The following is a 24,807-nucleotide window of genomic DNA, read 5'->3' as shown; positions in this document are numbered from 1 at the left end:
CGTGGGGGTGTCGCAACGGATGCCCTCCGGCGCGAGTGGCGGCTGGGGCCGTGGTTACTCTCGACTTCGTACGTGCCGTACACCTGCCCGTGAGCGAAGAGAGCACCACAGTGACCCACCCCTTCCTGGACCTCGCCCCGCTGAGCGCCGGCCGTTTCGCCGCGATCGAGGACCAGGTCGCGGGCCTGCTCGGCACCGGCCAGGACGTCGTGATCATGCAGGGCGAGGCACTGCTGCCGCTGGAGGGCGCGATCCGCGCCGCCGCGGGGCCGGGCACCGTCGCGCTGAACGTCGTCACGGGGCCGTACGGGCAGACGTTCGGGGACTGGCTGCGGGACTGCGGCGCGACCGTGCACGACCTCTCCGTGCCGTTCCACACGGCCGTGTCCGCCGAGCAGGTCCGCCAGGCCTTCGCCCGGCACCCGGAGATCGACTTCGTGTCCCTGGTGCACGCCGAGGCGGCGACCGGGAACACCAACCCGGTCGCGGAGATCGGCGAGGTGGTCCGGGCGCACGGCGCGCTGTTCTACCTGGACGCCGTGGCCTCGGTGGGCGCCGAGCCGGTACTGCCGGACGCGTGGGGGGTGGACCTGTGCGTCATCGGCGCGCAGAAGGCGATGGGCGGTCCGGCCGGGGTGTCGGCGGTGTCGGTGAGCGAGCGGGCGTGGGCGCGGATGGCGGCGAACCCCGGGGCGCCGCGCCGCTCGTACCTCTCGCTGCTGGACTGGAAGGAGCGCTGGATCGACGGCGGGCGCAAGGCGCTGCCGCACGCTCCGGCGCAGTTGGAGATGCTCGCGCTTCAGGCGTGCGTGAAGCGCATCGAGGCCGAGGGCCCGCAGAGGGTGATGGCGCGGCACGCGTCGGCCGCCGCGGCCACCCGGGCCGGCGCGCTCGCGCTGGGGGTCCTGGAGCCCTACGTGTACGAGGCCCGGGACGCGGCGCCGGTCGCGACGACGCTGCGGACGCCGCCGGACGTCGACGCCTCGGAGCTGGTCGCCCGGGCCCTGGAGTCCGACCCGGCGCTGCCGCTGGCCGCGGGCGGGGGCGCGCTGGCCGGGGAGATGATCCGCGTCAACCACTACGGTCCGGGCGCGACGCGCGGGGCCGTGCGGGGCTGCCTGGCGGCACTGGGTGCCGTGCTGGCCGAGAAGGGGCTGAAGGCCGATCCGGAGGCGGCTCGGCGGGCCGTCGAGGACGCCTGGGCCCGGCCCGCGGGACCCGGCCTTTCGGAAGCGTGAATTCAGGGAATTCCCGAAGCTCACACAAACAGAATTAAGTAATTACGCTCAGCACAGCTTCCCGTATTCTTCTGCCCGCTTTCCCGAGACCTAAACACAAAGATTTCACGAACCTCGACCTTCGCATTTCGGGCACGTCTCGCACGGGTTACGCGATTGTGACCCGATCCACATGCTGCCCGTTTTGCGGCCTATGACCAGGTCAAATTATGACACATCGCCGCCACCTCGCGCGGCGGCACGCGCCCGCGTGATAACACATGACGCGCTCATACGTAACCCCATCCGGCGATGCAATTTCAAATTTCGCTGGGTAAATTTTATTTGCATGACTGCCGCGCAAGCAGACCTGCAAATCGACCGTCCGAGAGTGGCCGACGGGGCCGCCCTGTGGCGGATAGCAAGGGATTCGAAGGTCCTCGACCTGAACTCGTCCTACAGCTATCTGCTCTGGTGCCGGGACTTCGCCGCCACGTCGGCCGTCGCCCGGGACGAGCGCGGTGAGCCGGTCGGCTTCGTCACCGGTTACGTACGACCGGACCGGCCGGACACCCTGCTCGTGTGGCAGGTGGCGGTGGACCAGGCGTACCGTGGACGGAAGTTGGCCGCCGCCCTGCTCGACGGGCTGGCCGCCCGGACCGTGTCGGAGTGCGGGCTGACCACCCTGGAGACCACGATCTCGCCCGACAACACCGCCTCCCAGCGACTGTTCACCTCGTTCGCCGAGCGGCACGGCGCCCGACTGGAGCGCGAAGTGCTGTTCGACACGGACCTCTTCCCCGACGGGCCCCACGAGCCCGAGGTCCTGTACCGCATCGGGCCACTGCCCGCCGCCGCCCACTGACCGACCGGTCGCCCGGACGGCCCGGCACCCCGTGCCAGTCCGGCCCTTCAGACTTCCCGGCCGGGACCGCACCGGTCCCCCGGATCCGTACGACCTTCCTCTCCCACCCTCACCCAACGAGGAGCGATTCGTCGTGACCATCACCCAGCCCGACCTCAGTGTCTTCGAGACAGTCGAGTCCGAGGTGCGCAGCTACTGCCGCGGCTGGCCCACCGTCTTCGACCGTGCGCTCGGCAGCCGCATGTACGACGAGGACGGCCACGAGTACCTCGACTTCTTCGCCGGAGCGGGCTCGCTCAACTACGGGCACAACAACGCCGTACTGAAACGCGCACTGATCGACTACCTGGAGCGGGACGGCGTCACGCACGGGCTCGACATGTCGACCACCGCCAAGCGCCGCTTCCTGGAGACGTTCCAGAACCTGGTGCTCCGGCCGCGTGACCTGCCGTACAAGGTCATGTTCCCGGGCCCGACGGGCACCAACGCCGTGGAGTCCGCGCTCAAGCTGGCGCGGAAGGTGAAGGGGCGCGAGTCGATCGTCTCGTTCACCAACGCCTTCCACGGCATGTCGCTGGGCTCGCTCGCCGTGACCGGCAACGCCTTCAAGCGGGCCGGCGCCGGCATCCCGCTGGTGCACGGCACGCCCATGCCGTTCGACAACTACTTCGACGGCACCGTCGAGGACTTCCTGTGGTTCGAGCGGCTGCTCGAGGACCAGGGCTCCGGCCTGAACAAGCCGGCCGCCGTGATCGTCGAGACCGTGCAGGGCGAGGGCGGCATCAACGTCGCCCGGACCGAGTGGCTGCGCGCCCTGTCCGAGCTGTGCGAACGCCAGGACATGCTGCTCATCGTCGACGACATCCAGATGGGCTGCGGCCGTACCGGCGCCTTCTTCTCCTTCGAGGAGGCGGGCATCACGCCGGACATCGTCACCGTCTCCAAGTCGATCAGCGGCTACGGCCTGCCCATGGCGCTGACCCTGTTCAAGCCGGAGCTGGACGTCTGGGAGCCGGGCGAGCACAACGGCACCTTCCGCGGCAACAACCCCGCCTTCGTCACGGCGACCGCCACGCTCGAGGCGTACTGGGCCGACGGGTCGGCGATGGAGAAGCAGACCCGCGCCCGCGGTGAGCAGGTCGAGCAGCACATGATCGCCATCACCGAGGAGAACCTCGCCGACGTCAAGGAGTACCGCGGCCGCGGTCTGGTCTGGGGCCTGGAGTTCCACGACAAGGACCGTGCGGGCAAGGTCGCGGGGCGCGCCTTCGAACTCGGGCTGCTCATCGAGACGTCCGGCCCCGAGAGCGAGGTCGTCAAGCTGCTCCCGGCGCTCACCATCACGCCCGACGAGCTGGACGAGGGCATGAAGACCCTCGCGCGGGCCGTGCGCGAGACCGCCTGACAGCACCTACTTCCGGCGCCTTCGGCCCATGCGGCCGAAGGCGCCGGGGACCCTTGCACACCCTTCACCTAGGAGGCATCGCAACACCGTGATCGTCCGTTCGTTCAAGGAGATCGAAGGCACCGACCGGCACGTGAAGTCGGCGTCCGGCACCTGGGAGAGCAAGCGCATCGTCCTCGCGAAGGAGAAGGTCGGCTTCTCCGTGCACGAGACGATTCTGTACGCGGGTACGGAAACGTCCATGTGGTACGCGAACCACATCGAGGCCGTCGTCTGCACCAAGGGCGACGCCGAGTTGACCGACCGCGAGACCGGGAAGACGTACCACATCACCCCGGGCACGATGTACCTCCTCAACGGCCACGAGCGGCACACGCTCAAGGTCAAGGAGGACTTCCACTGCATCTGTGTCTTCAACCCGCCCGTGACCGGACGGGAGGATCACGACGAGAACGGCGTCTACCCGCTGCTCACCGAGGAGGTGTGAGTCACCGTGACCATCACGACCACGAACGTCACCGATCTCTATCCCACCCGCGGCGCCACCGAGGTGGCGACTCCCCGGCAGGACCCGGTCGTCTGGGGCTCCCCGGACACGCCCGGTCCCGTCTCGGCCGGTGACCTGCAGGCGCTGGACCGCGACGGCTTCCTCGCCATCGACCAGCTCATCGGACCGGACGAGGTCGACGTCTACCGGCGCGAGCTGGAGCGGCTCACCACCGACCCGGCCATCCGCGCGGACGCGCGCTCGATCGTGGAGCCGCAGTCCAAGGAGATCCGGTCGGTCTTCGAGGTGCACAAGATCAGCGAGGTCTTCGCCAAGCTGGTGCGGGACGAGCGCGTGGTCGGGCGCGCCCGGCAGATCCTCGGCTCGGACGTCTACGTCCACCAGTCCCGGATCAACGTCAAGCCGGGCTTCGGGGCCAGCGGCTTCTACTGGCACTCGGACTTCGAGACCTGGCACGCCGAGGACGGCCTGCCGAACATGCGGACGATCTCGGTTTCGATCGCGCTCACCGAGAACTACGACACCAACGGCGGTCTCATGATCATGCCGGGGTCGCACAAGACGTTCCTCGGGTGCGCGGGGGCCACGCCGAAGGACAACTACAAGAAGTCCCTGCAGATGCAGGACGCGGGGACGCCGTCCGACGAGGCGCTGACGAAGATGGCCTCGGAGTACGGCATCAAGCTGTTCACCGGCAAGGCCGGCTCGGCGACCTGGTTCGACTGCAACTGCATGCACGGTTCCGGCGACAACATCACGCCGTTCCCGCGCAGCAACGTGTTCATCGTGTTCAACAGCGTGGAGAACACGGCGGTCGAGCCGTTCGCGGCACCGATCCGGCGGCCGGACTTCATCGGGGCGCGGGACTTCACACCGGTGAAGTGACCCGCATCTGATCTCGGGCAGGGGCCTTTTCGTGTGGGACGGGAGGCCCCTGCCCGATACTGTCCCGGCCCATTCACGGCGCCCTTCCGGCGCTTCCCCGACGCCCCTGCGGCGCTTTCCGGGCACCGGAAGCGCGCGGAAGGAAGCCGGACCGAAGGGCGCCGGAAGGGCGCCGGAACCGTCTCAGCCCGCCAGCACGTCCAGCAGCCGGTCGACGTCCGCCGCGGAGTTGTAGACGTGGAACGCGGCCCGCAGATTGCCCGCCCGGTCGGAGACCTGCACGCCGGCCCCGCTCAGCTCGCCCTGCCGGTGGCCGAGTCCGGGCACGGACACGATCGCGGAGCCCGGCGCGGGCACCGGCTCGTGGCCCAGTGAGCGCACTCCCTCCCGGAACCCGTCGGCGAGCGCGGTGTCGTGGGCGTGCACCGCGGCCACGCCGAGCTCCTCGATCAGGGCCAGCGAGTGCCGGGCACCCGCGTAGGACAGGAGAGCCGGGCTCTCGTCGAAACGCCGTGCGGAGTGCGCGAGTTCCTCGACGGGGCCGTAGCAGCTCTCCCAGGGACGCTCACCCGACGCCCACCCCGCGAACAGCGGGGTCAGTCCGGCAGCCGCTCCCAAGTCCTCGGGTACGACGAGGAAGGCGACGCCGCGGGGACAGAGCACCCACTTGTAGGCGACGGCGGCCACGTAGTCGAAGTCGTCCGCGGCCAGCGGCAGCCACCCGTTCGACTGGGAGGCGTCGACCAGCGTCCGCGCGCCGTGCGCCCGGGCGGCGTCCCGCAGCGCGGCGAGGTCCGCGATCCGCCCGTCGGCGGACTGGACGGAACTGACCGCGACGAGCGCGGTGTCCGGTCCCACCGACTCGGCGATCCGCTCCAGCGGCACGCTGCGCACCTTCAGGTCCCAACGCGTGTGCAGGGGGTTCACCAGGGAGCTGAAGTCGGCCTCCGCGGTGAGGACTTCGGCGCCCGCGGGCAGCGAGGCGGCGACGAGCCCGCTGAACGTGGCGACCGAGGCGCCGGCCGCGACCCTGGTGGCGGGCACCCCCACGAGCCGGGCGAAGGCGGAGCGGCACGCCTCGACGTCGGCGAACATGTCGAACGGCTGCCCCGCGGCCGCGGACGCCGCCGCGTCACGCATCGCGGCGAGGGTCCGGGCGGGCAGCAGGCCGGTGCCGGCGGTGTTCAGGTACGTGGTCTTCGGGGCGAACTCGGCACGGACGAGGTTCTCGAAGCTCTCCATGGGCACCACTGTGCGTCCCCGCGACCTCCCCGTCCATTGCGTATTTCTACGCGATTCCTCCAAGCAACGCTTATGGACGGGCTCCCACCTGCGCATTCTCAGTTCCGGGGCACCGCGCACCCGTCCGGGCCGCACGCCTCGGCGTCCCCGTCGTCGATCAGCTTCAGCGGTGTGCGCTCGCCCCACGCCTGCGTCAGCGCCTGGTCGAAGACCTCGGCGGGCTGGGCGCCCGAGACGCCGTACGCCCGGTCGAGCACGAAGAACGGCACCCCCGTGGCGCCGAGCTGCGCGGCCTCGCGCTCGTCGGCGCGCACCTCGTCGGCGTAGGCGGTGGCGTCGGCGACCACCTCGCGCGCCGCGACCGCGTCCAGACCGGCGGTGACGGCCAGCTCCACGAGCCGCTCGTCGTCGTTGAAGACGGAGCGCTCGTCGGCGAAGTTGGCCCGGTAGAACGCGTCCAGCAGCGCCTCCTGCCGGCCCCGCTCCTTGGCGAGGTGCAGCAGCCGGTGCATGTCGAAGGTGCTGCCGTGGTCGCGGTCCCGGGTGCGGTAGTCGAGTCCCTCGGCGGCGGCCTGCGCACCGAGGTTGTCCTCACCGGCCCGCGCCTGCGCCTCGCTCATGCCGTACTTGGCGGTGAGCATCGTCAGCACGGGCTGGACGTCGTCCTTGGCCCGCCCGGGGTCCAGCTCGAACGAGCGGTGGACCACCTCGACGCCGTCACGGTGCGGGAAGGCCGCCAGCGCCTTCTCGAAGCGGGCCTTGCCCACGTAGCACCACGGGCAGGCGATGTCGCTCCAGATCTCGACGCGCATGTCTCGGCTCTTCTCCAGGTCGTACGGGTGCGAAGGCCCTCTTCGCCTCGTACGGGAACGTCCGGGCGGCGGGCCTCATTCCCGTGTCATCGCGCCGGCACGCGGAAGCGCAGGAACAGGTGGTGGTCGCCCTCGGCGGGCGGGTACTCCGGGTCGGGGACCCAGCCCCGGCGGGCGTAGAAGGCCTGGGCGCGCAGGTTGTCGACGTGCACGTCCAGGACGGCCGCCCGCCTGCCGTCGGCCCGCCACTGATCGACGCAGGCCGAGTGCAGGGCGGTGCCGACGCCGGTGCGCCAGTGGTCGGGGTCGACGTGGAACTGGAACAGCTTGACCGTCTCCGAGGGGCCGTCGTCCGGCACCCGGAAGGAGGCGATGCCGACGAGGCCGCCCCGCTCCACGGCGCACAGCACGTGCGCGTCGGCCCGCTCGGCGGCGCGGCGCCAGACGGCCACCCAGTCGAAGCCGTCGTCGGGGAGCCCGTCCGGGTAGTACGTCGCCCTGGCCCGCCGGTGCAGGGCGGCGACGGTCTCCGCCTCGGCGGGCAGGACGGTACGGATCACGCGGATTCCGGTCACACGTTCGTCGATCACGCAACACAGGACGCGGGATCCGGACCGCCCGGTTGCGTCAGCCGCCGTCGCGCAGGTCCGCCGGCCAGGCCGGCCGGAACTCCAGGTGGTCGTACGTCACCTCGCACCCCTGCCCCGTCGGCGCCTGGGCCATGAAGCCGACCAGTGCCGCGCCGGTTTCCTTCTCGTCCCCCAGGGTGAACAGCCGGACGAAGGTCCAGCGCTCGCCGTCGAGGGAGGCGTGGAAGGCGAAGGCCCGTCCGGCCCGGCTGACCCGCAGCCAGACGGAACTCCCCTCCACCGTGAAGGAGTTGCAGTCGTCGGAGTGTCCCCGGGTGACCACCGTGCAGACGGTGGGCACGTCCGGGGAGTACTCCAGGCAGAGCTTGGCCCAGGCCCGCTCGCCGACGTGGACGTAGAGGACCCCGGCGTCGAAGGCGCCGTTGAAGCCGACCGTGACACGGGCGATCAACTGGAAGTCCCCGTCCGGAGCGCCCAGCAGCCGGGGCGCGTCGGACGCGGACTCCAGCGCCTCGCCGGTGGGCGGCACGAACCGGTCCTGCCGGGGACCGGCGGTTCCGGTGAGGACGCCGTCCTCGTAGGACCAGTTCCCCTCGGGGCCGTGGACGCGGAGGGGAAAGGGCAGTTCGGGCAGTGCGAGATCCATCAGGTGATCCTCTCAGGACCGGTGGACGTCCCAGGGGCGCGGGGAACCGCGCGACCGGCCGCGCGCAGCCCGCAGCGCGCAGCGCGCAGCCCGCAGCCCGCAGCCCGCAGCCCGCAGCCCGCAGCCCGCAGCCGCGACCGACCCGCGCCCCCACTGGGTTACCGCTCCAGAACCCCGTTGAACCGGCGAGGAAGCCCCAGCGGATTGCCGTCCCGCAGCTCGAGCGGCAGCAGCGCTTCAGGCGTCCCCTGGTACGCGACCGGCCGCAGCCACCGCTCGATCGCCGTACCGCCGACCGACGTGGACGTCGACGTGGTGGCCGGGTAGGGCCCCCCGTGCTGCTGCGCCGCGGCCACGGCGACCCCGGTCGGCCAGCCGTTCACCAGCACCCGTCCGGCCAACGGCGTCAACTCGGCGAGGATCTCCGCCCCGCGCCCCCGGCCCGCCGCCTCGTCGGCGGAGAGCTGCACGGTCGCCGTGAGGTTGCCGGGGAGCCGGGACAGCACGCCCCGCACCTCGGCCTCGTCCTCGTAGCGGGCCACCACGGTGACCGGCCCGAAGCACTCCTCGAGGAGCAGGTCGTGCTCGCCCTCCGCCGTCAGCCGCCCGGCCGGCACGGTCAGGAACCCGGCGGCGACGGTGTGCTCGCCGCCCGAGCCCGGCGTCACCGGGGAGTCCACGTCGGGCAGCGCCGCGCGCTCGGCGACCCCGGCGACGAAGTTGTCCCGCATGCGGTGGTCGAGCAGCACCCCGGCGTCGGTGTCGCTGACCGCGTCGGTGAGGGACTTGACCAGACCGTCACCGGCGGCGCCCGCCGGCACCAGGACCAGGCCGGGCTTCACGCAGAACTGGCCGACGCCCAGCGTCATCGAACCGGCCAGGCCCGCGCCGATCGCCTCCGCCCGCTCCGCGGCCGCCGCCTCCGTGACGACGACCGGGTTCAGCGAGCCCAGCTCGCCGTGGAAGGGGATCGGGACGGGGCGGGCGGCCGCCGCGTCGAACAGCGCGCGGCCACCGCGTACGGACCCGGTGAAGCCGGCCGCCGCGACCAGCGGGTGCTTGATCAGTTCGACGCCGGCCTCGAAGCCGTGCACCAGGCCGAGGACGCCGTCCGGGATGTCGTGCCGGGCCGCTGCCCGGCGCAGCACCTTGGCGACCAGCTCGGACAGGCCCGGGTGGTCGGGGTGGGACTTGACGACGACCGGGCAGCCGGCCGCGAGCGCGCTCGCGGTGTCGCCGCCCGGGACGGAGAAGGCGAAGGGGAAGTTGGAGGCCGAGTAGACGGCGACGACGCCGAGCGGCACCTTGTAGCGGCGCAGGTCCGGGATCGGCGGGGTCGCGGTGTCGTCGGGGTGGTTGACGACCACGCCGAGGAACTCGCCCTCGTCGACGATGTCGGCGAAGGCCCGCAGTTGGTAGCAGGTGCGGGCGAGTTCACCGGTGAGCCGGACCGGGCCGAGCGCGGTCTCCGCGTCGGCCACCTCGACGAGGGTGCTCTCGGCCGCCTTCAGCTCGTCGGCGGCGGTGCGCAGGAACGCCGCGCGCACGGTACGGTCGGCGAGCGCGTCCCGGGCGGCGTGCGCGGCGCGGACGGCGGCGTCCACCTCCTGGGCCGTGGCTTCCACCGCGACCTGTTCACGCTGCTTCCCGGTACGGGGGTCGACACTCCAGACTGGTGCTGCTGCCACCGCGGGTCCCTCCACGTGCTCTGCATCGGAACGTGCTCCGGAGCGTGCTCCGCATCGGAGTCGTTCGATATACTGAACGCTGTCTCTGATGATGAATATGCTGTTGGAGACTATTTCCCGTCGAACGAAGGGGTCAAGGGCGATGTCGGCTGTCGAGACGGGGGGCGGAGCGCAGGTCAAGTCCGCGGTGCGGACGGTTGAGCTGCTCGAGTACTTCGCCGGACGCCCCGGTATGCACTCCCTCGCGTCGGTCCAGGAGGCCGTCGGTTACCCCAAGTCCAGTCTCTACATGCTGCTGCGCACGCTGGTGGAGCTGGGCTGGGTGGAGACGGACGCGACGGGCACGCGGTACGGCATCGGTGTGCGGGCGCTGCTGGTCGGCACGTCGTACATCGACGGCGACGAGGTGGTCGCCGCGGCGCGGCCGACGCTGGACCGGCTCTCCGACGACACCACGGAGACCATCCACCTCGCGCGCCTGGACGGCACGAACGTCGTCTACCTCGCCACCCGCCAGTCGCAGCACTACCTGCGGCCGTTCACCCGGGTCGGCCGCCGGCTGCCCGCGCACTCGACGTCGCTGGGCAAGGCGCTGCTGAGCACGTACACCGACGAGCAGGTCCGCAAGCTGCTCCCGGAGACGCTGCCCGCGCTGACCGAGCACACCATCACCGACCGGGAGAAGCTCATCGAGGAGCTGCACCAGGTGCGGGAGCAGGGCTTCGCCGTCGACCGCGAGGAGAACACCCTGGGCCTGCGCTGCTTCGGCGTGGCGGTCCCCTACCGCACCCCGGCGCGGGACGCGATCAGTTGCTCGGTGCCGGTGGCGCGGCTGACTCCCGCGCACGAACAGATGGTGAAGGACGCGCTGTTCGACGCGCGCGACCGGCTGACACTGGCCACGCGTAGGCTCTGACCATGCACATCGCTCTGCGCGAGGTACACGACAGCGACCTGCCCGTCTTCTTCCGGCAGATGAACGATCCCCAGGCCCTGCGCATGGCGGCCTTCACGCCCGAGGACCCGGCGGACTGGGACGCTTTCGAGACCCACTGGAGAAAGATCCGGGCCTCGGTCGACGTCGTACGGACGATCCTCGGCGACGGTGACGTCATCGGCAGCGCGGCGGTGTACGGGGAGCCGGGCGAGCGCGAGGTGACGTACTGGGTGGACCGGGCCTACTGGGGCCGGGGCGTGGCCACCGCGGCGCTGCGGGTCCTGCTGGCCGAGGTACCGGACCGCCCGCTGTACGCGCGGGCGGCGGCGGACAACACCGGGTCGCTGCGCGTCCTGGAGAAGTGCGGATTCGAGCAGAGCGCCCACGCCCGGGGGTTCGCCCCGGCGCGGGGCGAGGAGATCGACGAGGTCGTGCTCCACCTCGCGGGCTGACCCGTTCCGCCGCGCGGCGGAGGCGGATCGTCGGTGCGCAGGAGGCGCCCGGGGGTGTCCGCGCGGGAGCGTGGAGGCATGACGCAGACGCTCGCACCCACCCCCGCCCGCGCCGCCTCGCCCGCCCGGACCCGCCGGCTGCTCCGCGCGGTCGCCGTCCTCGCCTGCCTGCCGTACCTCGGGCTCAAGGCCGCCTGGATCGCGGGGAGCGAGGCGGGTATCCCGGCCGACAGCGTGCTGCTGGACCACCGGGTGACGATGATCATCGCCAACGGGGTCTCGGTCCTGCTGGACAGCTTCGTCATCGTCCTCGCGCTGGTGCTGACCCGGCCGTGGGGCCTGCGGCTGCCCGCGTGGCTGCTGGCGTTCCCGGTGTGGGTCGCCACCGGGCTGCTCGCGCCGATCATGGCCGGGTTCCCGCTGCAGCTCCTGGGCAGGGCGCTGACCGACGACGGCGGGGCCGCGTCCGTGTCGGGCCGTGCGGCCTTCCTCCACGAGTGGGTCTTCGCGGTCGTCTACACCGGCTTCATCGTGCAGGGGCTCGCCCTCGGCGCCCTGTTCGTGCTCTACGCCCGCGACCGCTGGGGGCGTCTGTGGCGCGGGCGGATGTGGGATCTGCCGGTCGCGGTCACCGGGAGGGCCTCGAAGGCCACCGCCGCGGCGGCCGCGGTGCTCGCGCTGTTCCCGCTCGCCGTCCGGCTGTTCTGGGCGTGCGGCGGCACCGCCGGGCTCAGCGAGGGCCGGGCGGCGGACCGCACCAGTGACTTCTACGTGCTGGAGGGCCTGTACGTCGTCTTCCTCGTCCTGGCCGTCACCGGCGGCCTGCTGCTCGCCCTGCGCCGCGCACGCGTCCTGCCGGTGACGGTGCCGCTCGCCGTGACGTGGGTCTGCTCCGGTGCGGTGGCCTGCTGGGGCGGCTGGATGCTCCTCGCCTCGGTGATCGGGCCGGACGAACCCGCCGACCGCCCGACACAGCTCATGATCCTCACCTACGCTGCCCAGATGATCGTCGGCTTCCTTCCCGCCGCCGTCGGCGCGCGGTTCCTCATCGCGCGGTCGGCCGCCGTCGGTACCCGGCCGTGACCGCACTCGCCCGGTTCCTGTTCGGCCGGCGGGCGCGCCTGCGGTGGATCCACCTGATCCTCGGCGGCGCGCTCGCCATGCCGTACGTCCTCGTCGGCTCGGTCGTCGTCGGCCCGGTCGCCGGGGACGCGGACGTCTTCCGCTCCCTGTCCCTGCAACTGGCCTCGTTCGCCCTCGGGTTGCCGCTCGCCGCCGTCACCTCGCTGTTCCCGCTGACCCGTCCCCTGGAGTCCGGCGTCGTGCGGTGGCTGTGCGGTGTGGCGGCCGACGGGCTCGCCTACGGGCCCGCCCGGACCAAGGGCGAGAAGGGGCGGACGGCGGCCTGGTTCACCCTGCATCTGGGGACCGGCGGGATCATCGCGGGGATGTCGCTGGCGGTGCCGCCGTTCGCGGTCGCGCTGATCGTCCTGCCCTTCGTGCCGGCACTGCGCGACGACGGGAGAGGGCTGCCCGGTGTCCTCCACCACGCCTGGGCGCTCGCGCTCGCGCCGGTCGCCGGCGCCGCCATGCTGGTCGCGCTCGCCGGTTGCGCCGCCGGGTGCGGCGCGCTGCTGGCCCGCTGGGCGCCCGCGCTGCTGGGCCCGTCCCCCGGGGACCGGGTCGCGGCGGCCGAGGCCCGCGCGGCCGACCTCGCCGTCCGCAACCGGCTCGCCCGCGAGCTGCACGACTCCGTCGGCCACGCCCTGAGCGCGGTGACCCTCCAGGCCAGTGCCGCCCGCCGGGTCCTGGACACCGACCCGGAGTTCGCCCGCGAGGCGCTGGCCGCGATCGAGGACACCACCCGCCGCACGGTCGGTGAACTCGACGCCGTACTGGGCGTCCTGCGCGACGGCGACGCGCCCGGCACCGCGCCGGCGCCGACGCTCGCCGCCGACCTCGACGGCCTGCTGCGCCGCACCCGCGCGGGCGGACTGCGGGTGACGTCCACCGTCGCCACCGACCCGGAGGGGCTGCCGCCGCTGGTCTCCCGCGAGGCGTACCGCATCGTGCAGGAGGGGTTGAGCAACGCGCTCAGGCACGCGGGCGGACAGGTCACCGTGGCGCTGCGCGTCGACATGCTGGACGATCACCTGCGGATCACCGTCGAGAACCCCCTCCGCGCGGACGGCCCGCACGGCCGGGACGGTGAGAGCGGTGACACCCGGCGCCCGGGCGGCGGCCACGGCCTGCGCGGCATCGCCGACCGGGCCCGCCTGCTGGGCGGCGCGGCCGAGGCGGGCACCGTCGAGGGGATCTGGCGGCTCCACGTCCGGCTGCCGCTGAAGGGCAACGCGTGACCCCCGCCCGGGGAAAGCCGAGGCCCGGTACGCCACCCGCCCGAAGAAGACCGAGCCCCGCGCCCCGCCGGCCGCAAGAAACCGGAAGCCCTGTGCCCCACCGGACCCAAGAAGACCGGGAACCCCGCACCCCGCCCGACCCAAGAAGACCGGAAGCCCTGCACCCCGCCCGACCCAAGAAGACCGGAAGCCCCGCGCCCCGCCCGACCCAAGAAGACCGGAAGCCCCGCACCCCGCCCGACCCAAGAAGACCGGAAACCCCGCACCCCGCCCGACCGAAGGAGACCGTGTGACCCGCCCGCTGAGGACCCCGTGACCCGTCCCGCGATCCGCGTCGTCCTGGCCGACGACGAACGCATGGTCCGCACCGCCCTGCGCGCCATCCTCTCCGCCGAACCGGATCTGGAGGTCGCCGGTGAGGCGGCCACCGGGGCCGAGGCCGTGTCCCTCGTGCGGGAGACCCGGCCGGACGTGGTCCTCATGGACGTCCGGATGCCGGAGGTCGACGGCATCCGGGCCACCGAGCAGATCCTCGCCACACTCGACGCACCACCCCGCATCGTGGTCGTGACCACCTTCGAGAACGACTCCTACGTCTACGACGCCCTGCGCGCCGGGGCCGCCGGTTTCCTGCTCAAGCGCGCCGACGCCGACACGCTCGTCCGGGCCGTACGGCTGGTGGCGCACAGCGACACCCTGCTGTTCCCGTCGGCGGTGCGGACGCTGGCGGCCGAGCACGCGCGCGCCCACCCCGCCGCACCCGCCTGGGTGGCGCGGCTCACGGAACGCGAGGGCGAGGTGCTGCGCCTGATGGCGACCGGGCTGACCAACGCGGAGATCGCCGGGCGCATGCGGGTGGGGCCGGCCACGGTGAAGACCCATGTGGCGTCGGTGCTGGCGAAGACCGGCGCCCGGGACCGCACCCAGGCCGTCATCCGGGCCTACGAGGCGGGTTTCACCAAGCCGGTCTCGTGACGCCGGCTTCATGAACGGAAGATGAGAAATCGGGGCGCACGGAACGATTCGCTCCGTCCCGTTCGTCCTCCCAGCGGGATGAACAAGACGATCAGGCGCGCATCGGTCTTCACGCTGCTCCTGGTGTTCGCTCTGCTGATCAGGGCGACCTGGGTGCAGTTCTACGAGGGCCGGGCACTCGCGGACGACAAGGAAAACCGGCGGAACGCGATCGAGACCTACGCGGAGCCGCTCGGGAACATCATCGTGGCCGGCCGGTCGATCACCGGCTCGGCGCCGACGGAGGGCGGTGACCTCGCCTACAAGCGAACGTACGAGAACGGCAGGCTGTACGCGGCGGTGACGGGTTACGCCTCGCAGGCGTACGCGCCGACGCAGTTGGAGGGCATCTACCAGGACGTGCTCAACGGCACCGACCCGCGGCTGAAGACCGTGATGGACACGATCACCGGTACGCGGGCCGAGCCCGGCAACGTGGTGACGACGATCGATCCGGACGTGCAGAAGGCCGGCTTCGAGGCGCTGGGCGAGACCAAGGGCGCCGCCGTCGCGATCGACCCGAAGACGGGCAGGATCCTGTCGGTCGTGTCGACCCCCTCCTACGACCCGACGTCGCTGACCGACGCCAACACCGCCGGTGCGGCCTGGGAGAGATTGACCAGCGACCCGGACAAGCCGCTGACCAACCGCGCGCTGCGCCAGCCGCTGCCGCCGGGCTCCACGTTCAAGCTGGTCGTGGCCGCCGCCGCGCTGGAGGACGGGCTGTACGGGTCGGTGGACGAGAAGACCGACAGCCCGGACCCGTACACCCTGCCGGGCACCGTGACGGACCTGACGAACGAGAACCCGAACGCGCCCTGCGAGGACGCCACGATCCGTACCGCGCTGCAGTACTCGTGCAACAACGTCTTCGCGAAGATGGCCGTCGATCTCGGCCAGGACGAACTGCGGGCGATGGCGGAGAAGTTCGGCTTCAACGACGCGTCGCAGGACGTGCCGGTGCGGGCCTACACGAGCGTGTACCCGAAGGACATGAACAAGTCCTCGACGGCCCTGACGGGCATCGGCCAGTTCGACGTGACGGCGACCCCGCTGCAGATGGCGATGGTGTCGGCGGCGCTCGCCAACGGTGGCGAGCTGGTCTCCCCGCACATGGTGTCGCAGATCACCGACAGCGGCGGCGACGTCCTGGAGGACCACACCGACCCGGACTCGAAGCGGATCGTCAGCTCCTCCACCGCCGAGCAGTTGCAGTCGGCCATGGAGACCGTCGTCGACAAGGGCACGGGGACGAACGCGCAGATCCCCGGCGCGACCGTGGGCGGCAAGACGGGCACCGCCCAGCACGGCGAGAACAACAGCAAGACCCCGTACGCCTGGTTCACCTCGTACGCCAAGTCCGACGCGTCGGACAAGGAGGTCGCCGTGGCGGTCATCATCGAGCAGTCCGACGCGGCCCGTTCCGAGGTCAGCGGCAACGGCCTGGCGGCCCCCGTGGCCAAGGCGATGATGGAGGCGGCCCTCAAGGGCTAGTGCGACGACGGCGCCGGCTGAGACCCTCGGCGGGTTCGGTCTGCCATACGGCGTTCGACGCACCGCACAGTCGGTGCGTCGAACGCTGCTACAGTTCCGGATTCCGGCCCGGCGCACGGCTGTTCGACGCCGGGGAAGCCGCTGCGAGGAGAGTCCGCCCGTGGGGACAGTCGTCGACGACGCCGCCTCCGTGGAGTTCCACGCCTTCTTCGAGCGCCACTACGCCGAACTCTCCCGGCTGGCCCATCTGCTGACCGGCGAACCGGACGCCGCCGACGACCTCGCGGCGGACGCGTTGCTGGCCCTGTGGCACCGCTGGGACCGGGTCCGCGCGGCCGACCATCCGGCGGCGTACGCGCGCGGTGTCGTCGCCAACCTCGCCCGCACCCGCGTCCGCACCGCCGTGAGGGAGCGCAGGCGGATCGCCCTGTTCTGGTCGCAGCGCGAGGAGAGGACGGAGAATCCGGACGTCGCGGGTGTGGTGGACGTCCGGGAGGCGCTGCGCGGGCTGCCGTTCCGCAAGCGGGCGTGCGTGGTGCTGCGGCACGCGTTCGACCTCTCCGAGAAGGACACGGCGCTCGCCCTGGGCGTCTCGGTGGGTACGGTGAAGAGCCAGACGTCGAAGGGAATGGCCGAACTGCAGCGGTTGCTCGGGACACAGGCGGCTCCGAAGCAGGTGCACGCGGCGATCGCGCGCAGCGGCGAGGCCGCGGGAAGGAACCGATGACCGGGCAGCGGGACCGGGACGAGGAGCTGCGCGCCAAGCTGCACGAGGCGGCCGGGGCGCACGAGCCCGACCGGGCGCGCATCCTGGCCCGGGTCGAGCGCGGCATGGCGGGCCAGGACCAGGACCGCCTCGCGCAGCACCGGGCGACGCGTCCGCCGCTGCTGGGCTGGGCGCGGGTGGCCGGTGCCACGGCCGCGGTGGCGGGAGTCCTCGCGGTCGGCGGCTACGCGGTCGCGTCCGCGGTGAAGGACGACGCTCCCCCGCAGCGCTCGGTCGCCACCTCCCCGACCCCCACACCGTCACCGGACGGCACCCCGGCCCGGCCGCCCGCCCCGCCGTCCGGCACCGCTTCCGGGTCCGGGACGCCCGACGCCCCCGCGTCCTCCCGGCCGCCGACCGCGACCGCGACCGGGACCGCCCGGCCGCCCGCCTCCGCCGTCGAGGACGGCCCGCTGTGGTCGGACGGTTCGGTGGACCCGCACAGCAACGACTTCTGGGCGCAGAGCAACGTCACCCTCAAGACCGGTGAGCCGCTGACCGCGCTCACCGTCGAGCTCAGGGTGGCGCAGACGGGCGGGGTCACGTCCACCGGCGCCTGGCGGTCGCTGCCGGAGGAGGACTTCACGTTCACGGTGGAGGAGCGGGACGGTTTCCTCGTCCACCGGTGGACGCTCAAGCAGGGCCGTACGGTCCCGGCGGGCGAGTGGATGTTCGCCGGCCAGTACAACCACGAACGCGGCGGCCGGGACGCGGGCGGCGACCGCTACACCGCGACGGCCACGGCCACCGCCACCTCCGAACGGCTCTCGGTGCGGGGCGACTTCGCGCCCCGCGACGGCGGCTCGTGACGGCGGCCGGTGACGGCGGTCCGTGAAAAACCTCTGAAGACGCGGCAACCCTTTCTCCCCCGGTGGCGACCAGGAAGCGCACAGATCCTCTCCCCACGCAAGGAACATGGGCATGACTGCACGAGCCGAACAGCGCGTCCGCCACCGCCGCCGGGTCACCAAGCGGCGGGCCGTGATCGCCGGAGCCACCGCCTTCGGCCTCACCGGAGCGGCGATCGTCACCACGACGATGCTGTCCACCGCGGGTGCCGCGTCGTCCTGGCCCACGGACACCGGCAGCAAGCCCGTCTCGTCGACGATCCCGGTCAAGGGGACGTACGACGGCGGGATGAAGAAGTTCTACGGCACCGGCGCCCTGGGCGGCGACGGCCAGGACGAGGGCCAGGACCCGGTCTTCGAGCTGGCGGACGGCGCCGTCCTGAAGAACGTCGTCATCGGCACCCCGGCCGCCGACGGCGTCCACTGCAAGGGCTCCTGCACCCTGCAGAACGTGTGGTGGCTGGACGTCGGCGAGGACGCCGCCAGCTTCAAGGGCACCTCGCCCTCGGCGGTGTACAAGGTGTACGGCGGCGGCGCGAGGAACGCCGACGACAAGGTGCTCCAGTTCAACGGCGCGGGCAAGCTCGTCGTCTCGAAGTTCCAGGTCGAGAACTTCGGCAAGCTGGTCCGCTCCTGCGGCAACTGCGGCAAGCAGTACAAGCGCACGATCATCATCAACGACGTGGACATCACCGCGCCCGGCAAGTCGATCGTCGGCGTCAACCAGAACTACGGCGACACGGCGGCCCTGCGCAACATCCGCATCCACGGCGACGGCAAGAAGAAGATCGAGACCTGTGTCCGGTTCGAGGGCAACGACTCCGGCGACGAGCCCGAGGAGCTGTCCCCGGTCGGCCCGTACGGCAAGACGTGCGACTTCACCGGCTCGGACATCACCTACGAGTGACCGCCCCGGGCGCACCCTGATCCACCGGTCCGCCCCCCGGACCGGTGTGTGCCGTCCGAGCCCCCACTCGGCCGGCCCGTCGAACGCCCCCGCCGGTGACGACCGGCGGGGGCGTTCTCCTGCCGGGGTCCGCCGTCAGCGAACCGCGAAGGCCCGAAAGTTTCGGCCCTCGCCGTCCCGTTGACGCCCCGACTCCCAGTGGTGACACTCCGAGGGCACACCGTCCAACAGAATCCCTCATACTCCCCCAGGAAGTGTCATGCGCCGCCACACCGCTCGCCGCACGCTTCTGGTCCCCTTCCTCGCTCTCCTCCTCGCCCTGCTCGCCGCCCCGCCGGGCGCCGCGCATCCGGGCGCACCGCCCGCGAGCCCCGCCGAGTCCCCGAAGTACGCGGGGTATCTCTTCGCCTACTTCACCGGCGAGGGCACCGCCGACGGTGAACAGATCCGCTACGCCCTCAGCCGCGGCAACGACGCCCTGCACTGGCGCGAACTGAACGCGGGCGAGCCGGTGCTGACGTCCACGATCGGCGAGAAGGGACTGCGCGACCCGTTCGTGATCCGCTCGCCCGAGGGCGACAGGTTCTACATGATCGCCACCGACCTGCGGATGTACCGCAACAGCAGCGGCAGTTGGGACGAGGTCCAGCGGCACGGCAGCAAGTCGATCATGGTGTGGGAGTCCACCGACCTGGTCCACTGGACCGACCAGCGCCTGGCGGAGGTGTCCCCGGACAACGCCGGCAACACCTGGGCGCCGGAGGCCTACTGGGACGACGAGCTCGACGCGTACGTCGTCTTCTGGGCGTCCAAGCTGTACGCCGAGGACGACCCGGACCACACCGGTTCGACGTACAACAGGATGCTGTACGCGACCACGAAGGACTTCCGCACCTTCAGCGAGCCGAGGATCTGGAACGACCCGGGCTACTCGGTCATCGACTCCACGGTCGTCGAGCACGACGGCACGTACTACCGCTACACCAAGGACGAGCGCGACCCGTCCTCCGGATCGCCCTGCTCGAAGTTCATCACCGGCGAGAAGTCGACGTCCCTGACCGACACGTCGTACGACTTCGTCGCGGACTGCATCGGCCGCGGCGCGATGGACCGCGGCGAGGGACCGACGGTGTTCAGGTCCAACACCGAGAAGAAGTGGTACCTGTTCGTCGACGAGTACGGCGGCCGGGGATACCTCCCCTTCGAGACCACCGACCTCGACTCGGGCGAGTGGACGCCGTCCACCGGCTACCAGTTGCCCGCCAGCCCGCGGCACGGCACGGTGATCCCGGTGACGCGGGCGGAGTACGACCGGCTGCTGGGTGCCTACCCGGCGAGCCCCGCCTCGCTCGTGGACGCCACGGCACGCGGGCAGCAGGGGTACGCGATCGTCAGCGAGGAGACGAGCAGGGTCGTCCTGCCGATGGGGCCCCGGACGAACCTGCGCGGCCTCGCCCCGAAGCTGTGGGCCGGCGAGGGCGCGACGGTCAGCCCGAGGTCCGGCACGCGCCGCGACTTCCGCGAGCCGCGGACCTACACGGTGACGGCCGCGGACGGCACCAGGCGCACCTGGACGGTCGAGGCGGTGGTGCCGGCCGCGGAGCCGCTCAGCCGGGTGCGGCGGTGACCGACTCCAGCCAGGCGAAGGCCTCCTCCTGCATGCGCCACGGGAAGGCGTGCCCGACGTCCGGCCAGGTCTCGGTGCGCAGCCGGTCGGCGGCGCCGCGGGAGTGCCAGACGGCGCGCAGCCTCTCGTAGGCGGTGCGGACGCCCTCGGCGGTGAACAGGTGGTCCCGCGCACCGCCGAGGAACAGCATCGGCTTCGGTGCGGCGATGCTCGCCACGTCGGGGATGTCGAGGTGCCGGGCGAGGCCGGGGTGGAGCATGTGGAACGCCGACTGCCCGCGCAGGCTGTTGTCGCCGGCCACCAGCATCTGCTTCAGACCGGTCATCCAGCACACGCTCACCGCGGCGGCGACGTCGTCGCTGAGGGCTGCGGTCTGCCAGGCGCGGTAGCCGCCCATGGAGAAGCCGGCGGCCGCGATCCGCCGGGCGTCCACCCGGTCCAGCCCGGCCAGGAAGCCGGCGGCGCGCTGGTCCTCGCGGGCCAGGAGCCCGGCGAGCGAGCTGCCGAGGTGGAAGAGGCCACTGGCGAGGGCCTGCTGCCGCTCGTAGGTGAGCGGTTCGCGGTCGCCCCAGCCCAGGGCGTCCGCACAGAAGACCACGTACCCGCGCCGGGCCAGCTCGTCACCGAGGAAGCGCCCGTCGAAGTGCCGGTCCGCCCACTGCCCGGCGGCGGCGAGCCGGGTGTCGTCGTACCAGGGCCGGACCGCCTTCTCCTTGCCGATGTCGAAGCGGGAACCGTGGTCGTGCAGGAGCAGGACGGCCGGGAAGGGCCCGGCGCCGTGCGGGGTGAGCAGGGCGCCGCGGACCCGTCCGTAGCGGGTGAGGGAGAGGGTGACCAGCTCCCGCGTGTACCCGTCGCCGTCCGAGCGGGCGGCGAACTCCGGGGCGTACGGCGTGCCGTCCTGACGGTCGACGAGGAGGTGCTCCTCGACCGTCGCGCGGGCCGTCCGCCGCCACGCCCCGAAGTCCCGGACCGGTGAACTGCCCCAGGCGAGCGGGAAGACCAGTTCGTCCTTGAGCGCCGGGTGGAAGCCGGGCAGCGCGCCGTACGGGCGCCCGGCCGGGTCGTCCGGCAGGTCAGCACCGGCGGTCATACGGCCGCCAGTCGCCCAGGTACGCCTTGCGGGTGTGCGACGCGGCCTCGGCGCGGGTGAGCTGGGGCCGGTTCTCGGGGACGGTGATCGCGGCGCCGGGGCCGGTGTTGCGGTACTCCCGGAACCGCTGCTCCTGCCAGGGGTGGGCGTCCCGCATGTTGGCGTAGGGCGCGGCCGCGTCGATGCCCGCGCCGAGGTGGGTCTCGCGCACGGTGAGCATCGGGCGGGCGGTGGTGTCGGAGCTGGGCACCCAGGGGCGGGCCAGCTTGTAGTAGCCGTCGGGGGCCTCGCTGCTGACGCGGCCGTGCGTGACGAGGTAGCCGCGCGGGTTCTCGCCGACCGTGGACGGCGCGAACACGAAGCCGTGGGGGGCGCCGGACAGGTCGGTGCGGACCAGGGTACGGAAGTGGCAGCGCTCGTAGACGGCCGTCGCCCGCCCGAAGACGAAGTCGACGTCGCCCTCGACGTAGCAGTGGGCGTAGTACTGGCGGGCGAAGAGACCGCGGTCGCGGGAGTCGGCGTAGAGGGTGTCCTGGTGGCCGAGGAAGCGGCAGTGGTGGAACGCCGACCGGTCGCCCTGGACCTTGATCGCGACGGCCTGGGTGCCGCTGAAGTCGGGGTGGTCGGCGCGCAGCCAGTCGTTGGCGAAGGTGATCCGGTGGGCGGTGAAGCCGTCGGCCCGCACGGTGGTGGTGGCCGAGCCGCTGGTGCCGTGGTTGCCGGAGCCGTCCGGCTTGGGGGTGCCGGCCGCGTTGTCGTAGACGATGACGACGTCGCGCGGGTCCTCGCAGGCGCCGATCCAGGTCGCCTCGGTGCGGTCGGCGTCGACGAAGACCGTCTCGCGGTAGGTGCCGGGGGCCAGGACGAGCGTCCAGCCGGGGCCCTCGGCGGCGGTGACGGCGGCCTGGACGGAGGTGAAGTCACCGCGGCCGTGCGGGTCGACGTACAGGGTCCTGGGGGTGCGGCGGGCGGCCGGTGAGCCGTACCGGCCGAACGGGCGCGGGCGCGGTCGGGTGCCGGCGACGGCGGGGCCGGCCGTGAGAGCGAGGGCGGCGCCCGCGCCCGCGGTCGTCAGGAGGAAGCCTCTGCGGGACAGGGCGGGTCGGTGCATGCGGGTGCTCCTTCGGAGTGTGGAGGGACCGGGGGGAGGGACGGGGGGCCGGGGCGGTGCGGGCGCCCCGGCCCCCCGGTTCGGGGTGGGCGTCAGCGCAGGCGGCCGGCGCCCGCGCCGTGGTCGACGATGAAGGGAACCGCCCAGGCCGGGAGGACCTTGGTGCGCAGGGTGGGCGTCCAGCCCGCGCCGGACCGCAGGGGCGTGTCCGGGTTCTCCGCGTTGTGCGCGGCGATCAGGTCGGCGGCGCGGCCGTTGACGCGGTTGTGGGCGGCGGTGAGCGGCGAGTCGTTCCACCGCTTCAGCACCTTCGCGGGGCTGACGCCGTCCGGCAGGGTGAACGCGTTGTGCTCGGCGACGAGCTGGGACTCCTTGCCGATGCCGAAGCTGTAGGAGTAGTCCTCGCCGGCCACGAAGTGGTTGTTGTAGACGTCGACCTGGCCGAACCGCACCCGGGGCGCCCGCTCGACCAGGTCCTCGAAGCGGTTGTGGTGGAAGGTCGTCTTCAGGTGGCCGCGGTCGACCGCGGCGGTCGACTCGCTGTCGCTGTTGCCGATCAGGATCGTCTTGTCGTGCTCGGTGAAGACGTTCCAGGAGGCGGTGACGTAGTCGGCACCCTTGACGATGTCGAGCTGGCCGTCGTGCTGCTGGTACAGCATGCCGAAGTGGGTGGGTGCCGCGCTGTCGGGGTGCTCGCCGTCGGTGAAGGTGTTGTGGTCCAGCCACACGTGCGTCGACCCGTACACGACGGCGCTGTCGTACTCGGAGTTCCAGTTGCCCTTGTCGCCGTCGGTGGGGTCCCACTGCGGGAAGCAGTCCACGGGGCTCTCGAAGGTCAGGTTGCGGACGATGACGTTGTCCACGCCCTTGATCTGGAGGCTGGCGCCCTTGAGCCCGGCGTTGCGCCCGACGCCGATGATGGTGGTGTCGGCGGGGACGTTCGCCTTGATCGCCCCGTCCTGCCGGGCGGCGGAGGCGCGGCGCAGCCCCTCCGGGCTGTCGTCGGGCTCGTCGCTCAGGTCGGTCTCCCTGCCCCAGTTCTCGGGCGAGTACCTCTCCAGGTACGCGTCGAAGTCGTAGCCGGGGACGGCGAAGGTTCCGCAGCCCTCGGAGACGGCGTCGATCGTGCCCTTCACCTTGATGATCCGCGGCGCGGTGCCCTCCGCCGCGAGGGCGGCCTTGAACTCGGCCCAGGTGGAGACGGTGAACACCCGCTCCTCGGCGGCCGCGGCCCCGCCGGTGGTGCCGGTGCCGTGGGAGGCCCAGCCGTCGTTGGCCGGCAGGGTCTGCCGGGCGGTGTCGCGGGGGTGGTGGTGACCGGGACGGGCCTGCGCGGTGGCCGCGGTCAGGCTCAGTACGAGGGCGGTGCAGCCGACGAGCGCGGCGGTTCTCTTTATGGCATGCCCATGCCATCTCGATGTGCTCATGGTGCGGCTCTCCTTTTCCGGAAGTGCGGAAGTCTGGAAGTCTGGGGACGTTACGCGGTGCCCGGCGCGGGCCAGTCGATCCAGGACTCGGGGATCTCCTCGTCCAGCCGGCGCACGTCCCGGTGCGCCAGCACCCGCGTGCGCAGCGACTCCCGCGCGACGAGCCGGGCGACGGCGATCGCGCCGGGCGGGTTGAAGTGGGTGTTGTCCTGCTCGGTGGCGGTCCAGTTGAAGTACGCCTTGGTCCCCTCGGCACCGAGCCGCTGCCACAGCGCGAGCGACAGCGCCTGTACGTCGAGCAGTGCCACGCCCTCCTCCCGCGCGAGCGCCCGCATCGCCGCCGGGTACTCCCCGTGGCTCGGCCTCGCGTCGCCCGCGGCGTCGAACCGCCGCCGCTCGACGGGCGTGGCCAGCACCGGCCGCGCCCCGCGGGCCCGGGCGCCGTCGACGTACAGCCGCAGGTGGTCCCGGTACGTCGTCCAGGGCTCGGTGTAGCGGGTGGGGTCCTCGTCCTTCTCGTCGTTGTGCGCGAACTGGACGAGCAGGAGGTCGCCGGGCCGGAGCGCGTCGAGGACGATGTCCAGCCGCCCTTCGTCGACGAAGCTCTTGGAGCTCCGTCCGTTCACGGCGTGGTTGGCGACGCGGAGGTCCTTGCGGAGGAAGAAGGGCAGTGCCATGCCCCACCCGGTCTCGGGCGCGGCGTCGGCGTACTTCTGCGCGGCGGTGGAATCACCGGCGATGTAGAGGGTCCGGGGGCGGCGTCCGCCGGCTTGCGCGGTGCCGGTGGCGGCGAACGCCAGGGGGACGGAGGCAAGCGCTGCGGTAGTGATCTGTCTTCGGGTAACGGACACGCCGGCACACCTTTCGGGAGCGGTGAGGGGATCGACCAGGGGCGCGGGGCTGGATCGGCATG

General features: G+C 72.1%; 23 protein-coding genes and 1 pseudogene. 15 read left to right on the top strand and 9 right to left on the bottom strand.

Annotated features, from left to right (window positions below):
* The first annotated feature begins 110 nt into the window (after window positions 1–110).
* The 5 genes from B1H29_RS28140 (at window position 111) to thpD (ending at window position 4,880) form a co-directional block, all read left to right on the top strand.
* On the top strand, window positions 111–1,238 hold the full coding sequence (locus tag B1H29_RS28140) for a pyridoxal-phosphate-dependent aminotransferase family protein (RefSeq protein WP_055416270.1): 1,128 nt from the start codon (window positions 111–113) through the stop codon (window positions 1,236–1,238).
* A 328-nt stretch (window positions 1,239–1,566) separates the two neighbouring features.
* Complete coding sequence (gene ectA, locus B1H29_RS28135; protein WP_055416271.1) at window positions 1,567–2,082, top strand: diaminobutyrate acetyltransferase; 516 nt, start codon at window positions 1,567–1,569, stop codon at window positions 2,080–2,082.
* 133 nt (window positions 2,083–2,215) lie between these two features.
* Window positions 2,216–3,487 carry a diaminobutyrate--2-oxoglutarate transaminase gene (gene ectB / locus B1H29_RS28130; protein WP_055416272.1) on the top strand — a complete coding sequence of 424 codons (1,272 nt, stop codon included), beginning with the start codon at window positions 2,216–2,218 and terminating at the stop codon, window positions 3,485–3,487.
* A gap of 88 nt (window positions 3,488–3,575) precedes the next feature.
* On the top strand, window positions 3,576–3,974 hold the full coding sequence (locus B1H29_RS28125) for an ectoine synthase (protein WP_043374438.1): 399 nt from the start codon (window positions 3,576–3,578) through the stop codon (window positions 3,972–3,974).
* 6 nt (window positions 3,975–3,980) lie between these two features.
* Window positions 3,981–4,880 (top strand): ectoine hydroxylase, encoded by a 900-nt coding sequence (thpD, locus tag B1H29_RS28120; protein ID WP_199832272.1) that lies wholly within the window; start codon window positions 3,981–3,983, stop codon window positions 4,878–4,880.
* A 183-nt stretch (window positions 4,881–5,063) separates the two neighbouring features.
* Here thpD and B1H29_RS28115 read toward each other — a convergent pair whose 3' ends face one another.
* The 5 genes from B1H29_RS28115 to B1H29_RS28095 all read right to left on the bottom strand — a co-directional run bounded on the left by B1H29_RS28115 (window position 5,064) and on the right by B1H29_RS28095 (window position 9,858).
* Window positions 5,064–6,122 carry an aminotransferase class V-fold PLP-dependent enzyme gene (locus B1H29_RS28115; RefSeq protein ID WP_055416273.1) on the bottom strand — a complete coding sequence of 353 codons (1,059 nt, stop codon included), beginning with the start codon at window positions 6,120–6,122 and terminating at the stop codon, window positions 5,064–5,066.
* Window positions 6,123–6,220: 98 nt separating this feature from the next.
* Complete coding sequence (locus B1H29_RS28110; protein WP_055416274.1) at window positions 6,221–6,934, bottom strand: DsbA family oxidoreductase; 714 nt, start codon at window positions 6,932–6,934, stop codon at window positions 6,221–6,223.
* A gap of 86 nt (window positions 6,935–7,020) precedes the next feature.
* Window positions 7,021–7,524 carry a GNAT family N-acetyltransferase gene (locus B1H29_RS28105; protein WP_199832273.1) on the bottom strand — a complete coding sequence of 168 codons (504 nt, stop codon included), beginning with the start codon at window positions 7,522–7,524 and terminating at the stop codon, window positions 7,021–7,023.
* A gap of 37 nt (window positions 7,525–7,561) precedes the next feature.
* Window positions 7,562–8,170: a DUF1349 domain-containing protein gene (locus B1H29_RS28100; protein WP_055416275.1), complete on the bottom strand. Its 609-nt coding sequence runs from the start codon at window positions 8,168–8,170 to the stop codon at window positions 7,562–7,564.
* A 158-nt stretch (window positions 8,171–8,328) separates the two neighbouring features.
* On the bottom strand, window positions 8,329–9,858 hold the full coding sequence (locus B1H29_RS28095) for an aldehyde dehydrogenase (NADP(+)) (RefSeq protein WP_079160873.1): 1,530 nt from the start codon (window positions 9,856–9,858) through the stop codon (window positions 8,329–8,331).
* A gap of 142 nt (window positions 9,859–10,000) precedes the next feature.
* On the opposite strand from B1H29_RS28095, the gene B1H29_RS28090 reads away from it, so the two are divergent.
* The 10 genes and pseudogenes from B1H29_RS28090 to B1H29_RS28045 all read left to right on the top strand — a co-directional run.
* The gene (locus tag B1H29_RS28090) at window positions 10,001–10,774 is read left to right on the top strand and encodes an IclR family transcriptional regulator (protein WP_055416277.1); all 774 of its coding nucleotides are present in this window, start codon (window positions 10,001–10,003) and stop codon (window positions 10,772–10,774) included.
* Between the two features lie 2 nt (window positions 10,775–10,776).
* Window positions 10,777–11,247, top strand: coding sequence for a GNAT family N-acetyltransferase (locus B1H29_RS28085; protein WP_055416278.1), 471 nt, complete (start codon window positions 10,777–10,779; stop codon window positions 11,245–11,247).
* Between the two features lie 78 nt (window positions 11,248–11,325).
* A complete protein-coding gene (locus B1H29_RS28080; RefSeq protein ID WP_055416279.1) occupies window positions 11,326–12,330 on the top strand; it encodes a hypothetical protein in 1,005 nt (334 codons plus the stop codon).
* Entirely contained in the window at window positions 12,327–13,607 is a 1,281-nt protein-coding gene (locus B1H29_RS28075) for a sensor histidine kinase (protein ID WP_055416280.1), read from the top strand. The genes B1H29_RS28080 and B1H29_RS28075 overlap by 4 nt, the downstream gene beginning before the upstream one ends.
* A 312-nt stretch (window positions 13,608–13,919) precedes the next feature.
* On the top strand, window positions 13,920–14,582 hold the full coding sequence (locus B1H29_RS28070) for a response regulator transcription factor (protein ID WP_055416281.1): 663 nt from the start codon (window positions 13,920–13,922) through the stop codon (window positions 14,580–14,582).
* 78 nt (window positions 14,583–14,660) lie between these two features.
* Window positions 14,661–16,115 carry a peptidoglycan D,D-transpeptidase FtsI family protein gene (locus tag B1H29_RS28065; protein WP_055416282.1) on the top strand — a complete coding sequence of 485 codons (1,455 nt, stop codon included), beginning with the start codon at window positions 14,661–14,663 and terminating at the stop codon, window positions 16,113–16,115.
* Between the two features lie 160 nt (window positions 16,116–16,275).
* Window positions 16,276–16,842: a SigE family RNA polymerase sigma factor gene (locus tag B1H29_RS28060; protein WP_055416283.1), complete on the top strand. Its 567-nt coding sequence runs from the start codon at window positions 16,276–16,278 to the stop codon at window positions 16,840–16,842.
* Window positions 16,839–17,690, top strand: a complete 852-nt coding sequence (locus tag B1H29_RS28055; RefSeq protein ID WP_055416284.1) for a hypothetical protein — start codon at window positions 16,839–16,841, stop codon at window positions 17,688–17,690. Before B1H29_RS28060 ends, B1H29_RS28055 begins: the two co-directional genes overlap by 4 nt.
* Window positions 17,691–17,802: 112 nt before the next feature.
* On the top strand, window positions 17,803–18,636 hold the full coding sequence (locus tag B1H29_RS28050) for a pectate lyase (protein WP_055416285.1): 834 nt from the start codon (window positions 17,803–17,805) through the stop codon (window positions 18,634–18,636).
* A 259-nt stretch (window positions 18,637–18,895) separates the two neighbouring features.
* A pseudogene (locus B1H29_RS28045) lies at window positions 18,896–20,245 on the top strand (family 43 glycosylhydrolase); the annotation flags it as partial.
* Here the strand turns inward: B1H29_RS28045 and B1H29_RS28040 are convergent.
* The 4 genes from B1H29_RS28040 to B1H29_RS28025 all read right to left on the bottom strand — a co-directional run bounded on the left by B1H29_RS28040 (window position 20,244) and on the right by B1H29_RS28025 (window position 24,745).
* Window positions 20,244–21,356, bottom strand: coding sequence for a dienelactone hydrolase family protein (locus B1H29_RS28040; protein WP_055416286.1), 1,113 nt, complete (start codon window positions 21,354–21,356; stop codon window positions 20,244–20,246). The pseudogene B1H29_RS28045 and the gene B1H29_RS28040 sit on opposite strands and share 2 nt — an antisense overlap.
* Entirely contained in the window at window positions 21,340–22,467 is a 1,128-nt protein-coding gene (locus tag B1H29_RS28035) for a pectinesterase family protein (RefSeq protein WP_055416287.1), read from the bottom strand. The genes B1H29_RS28040 and B1H29_RS28035 overlap by 17 nt, the downstream gene beginning before the upstream one ends.
* A gap of 92 nt (window positions 22,468–22,559) precedes the next feature.
* Entirely contained in the window at window positions 22,560–23,894 is a 1,335-nt protein-coding gene (locus B1H29_RS28030) for a pectate lyase family protein (RefSeq protein ID WP_055416288.1), read from the bottom strand.
* Window positions 23,895–23,944: 50 nt separating this feature from the next.
* Complete coding sequence (locus tag B1H29_RS28025) at window positions 23,945–24,745, bottom strand: rhamnogalacturonan acetylesterase (RefSeq protein WP_055416289.1); 801 nt, start codon at window positions 24,743–24,745, stop codon at window positions 23,945–23,947.
* Window positions 24,746–24,807: the final 62 nt, after the last annotated feature.

It is taken from the genome of Streptomyces pactum (assembly GCF_002005225.1).
Classification (GTDB): Bacteria; Actinomycetota; Actinomycetes; order Streptomycetales; family Streptomycetaceae; genus Streptomyces; species Streptomyces pactum_A.
The sequence above is the reverse complement of the archived record's forward strand: the minus strand, read 5'-3'. Positions and strand labels throughout refer to the sequence as shown.

What these genes read in the sequence shown, in the direction of transcription:
- B1H29_RS28035 (WP_055416287.1), bottom strand. Translation starts at nt 22,467, where the DNA reads ATGCACCGACCCGCCCTGTCCCGCAGAGGCTTCCTCCTGACGACCGCG.
- B1H29_RS28090 (WP_055416277.1), top strand. Translation starts at nt 10,001, where the DNA reads ATGTCGGCTGTCGAGACGGGGGGCGGAGCGCAGGTCAAGTCCGCGGTG.
- ectA (WP_055416271.1), top strand. Translation starts at nt 1,567, where the DNA reads ATGACTGCCGCGCAAGCAGACCTGCAAATCGACCGTCCGAGAGTGGCC.
- B1H29_RS28055 (WP_055416284.1), top strand. Translation starts at nt 16,839, where the DNA reads ATGACCGGGCAGCGGGACCGGGACGAGGAGCTGCGCGCCAAGCTGCAC.
- B1H29_RS28100 (WP_055416275.1), bottom strand. Translation starts at nt 8,170, where the DNA reads ATGGATCTCGCACTGCCCGAACTGCCCTTTCCCCTCCGCGTCCACGGC.
- B1H29_RS28115 (WP_055416273.1), bottom strand. Translation starts at nt 6,122, where the DNA reads ATGGAGAGCTTCGAGAACCTCGTCCGTGCCGAGTTCGCCCCGAAGACC.
- B1H29_RS28040 (WP_055416286.1), bottom strand. Translation starts at nt 21,356, where the DNA reads ATGACCGCCGGTGCTGACCTGCCGGACGACCCGGCCGGGCGCCCGTAC.
- B1H29_RS28110 (WP_055416274.1), bottom strand. Translation starts at nt 6,934, where the DNA reads ATGCGCGTCGAGATCTGGAGCGACATCGCCTGCCCGTGGTGCTACGTG.
- B1H29_RS28085 (WP_055416278.1), top strand. Translation starts at nt 10,777, where the DNA reads ATGCACATCGCTCTGCGCGAGGTACACGACAGCGACCTGCCCGTCTTC.
- B1H29_RS28050 (WP_055416285.1), top strand. Translation starts at nt 17,803, where the DNA reads ATGACTGCACGAGCCGAACAGCGCGTCCGCCACCGCCGCCGGGTCACC.
- B1H29_RS28030 (WP_055416288.1), bottom strand. Translation starts at nt 23,894, where the DNA reads ATGAGCACATCGAGATGGCATGGGCATGCCATAAAGAGAACCGCCGCG.
- B1H29_RS28065 (WP_055416282.1), top strand. Translation starts at nt 14,661, where the DNA reads ATGAACAAGACGATCAGGCGCGCATCGGTCTTCACGCTGCTCCTGGTG.
- B1H29_RS28080 (WP_055416279.1), top strand. Translation starts at nt 11,326, where the DNA reads ATGACGCAGACGCTCGCACCCACCCCCGCCCGCGCCGCCTCGCCCGCC.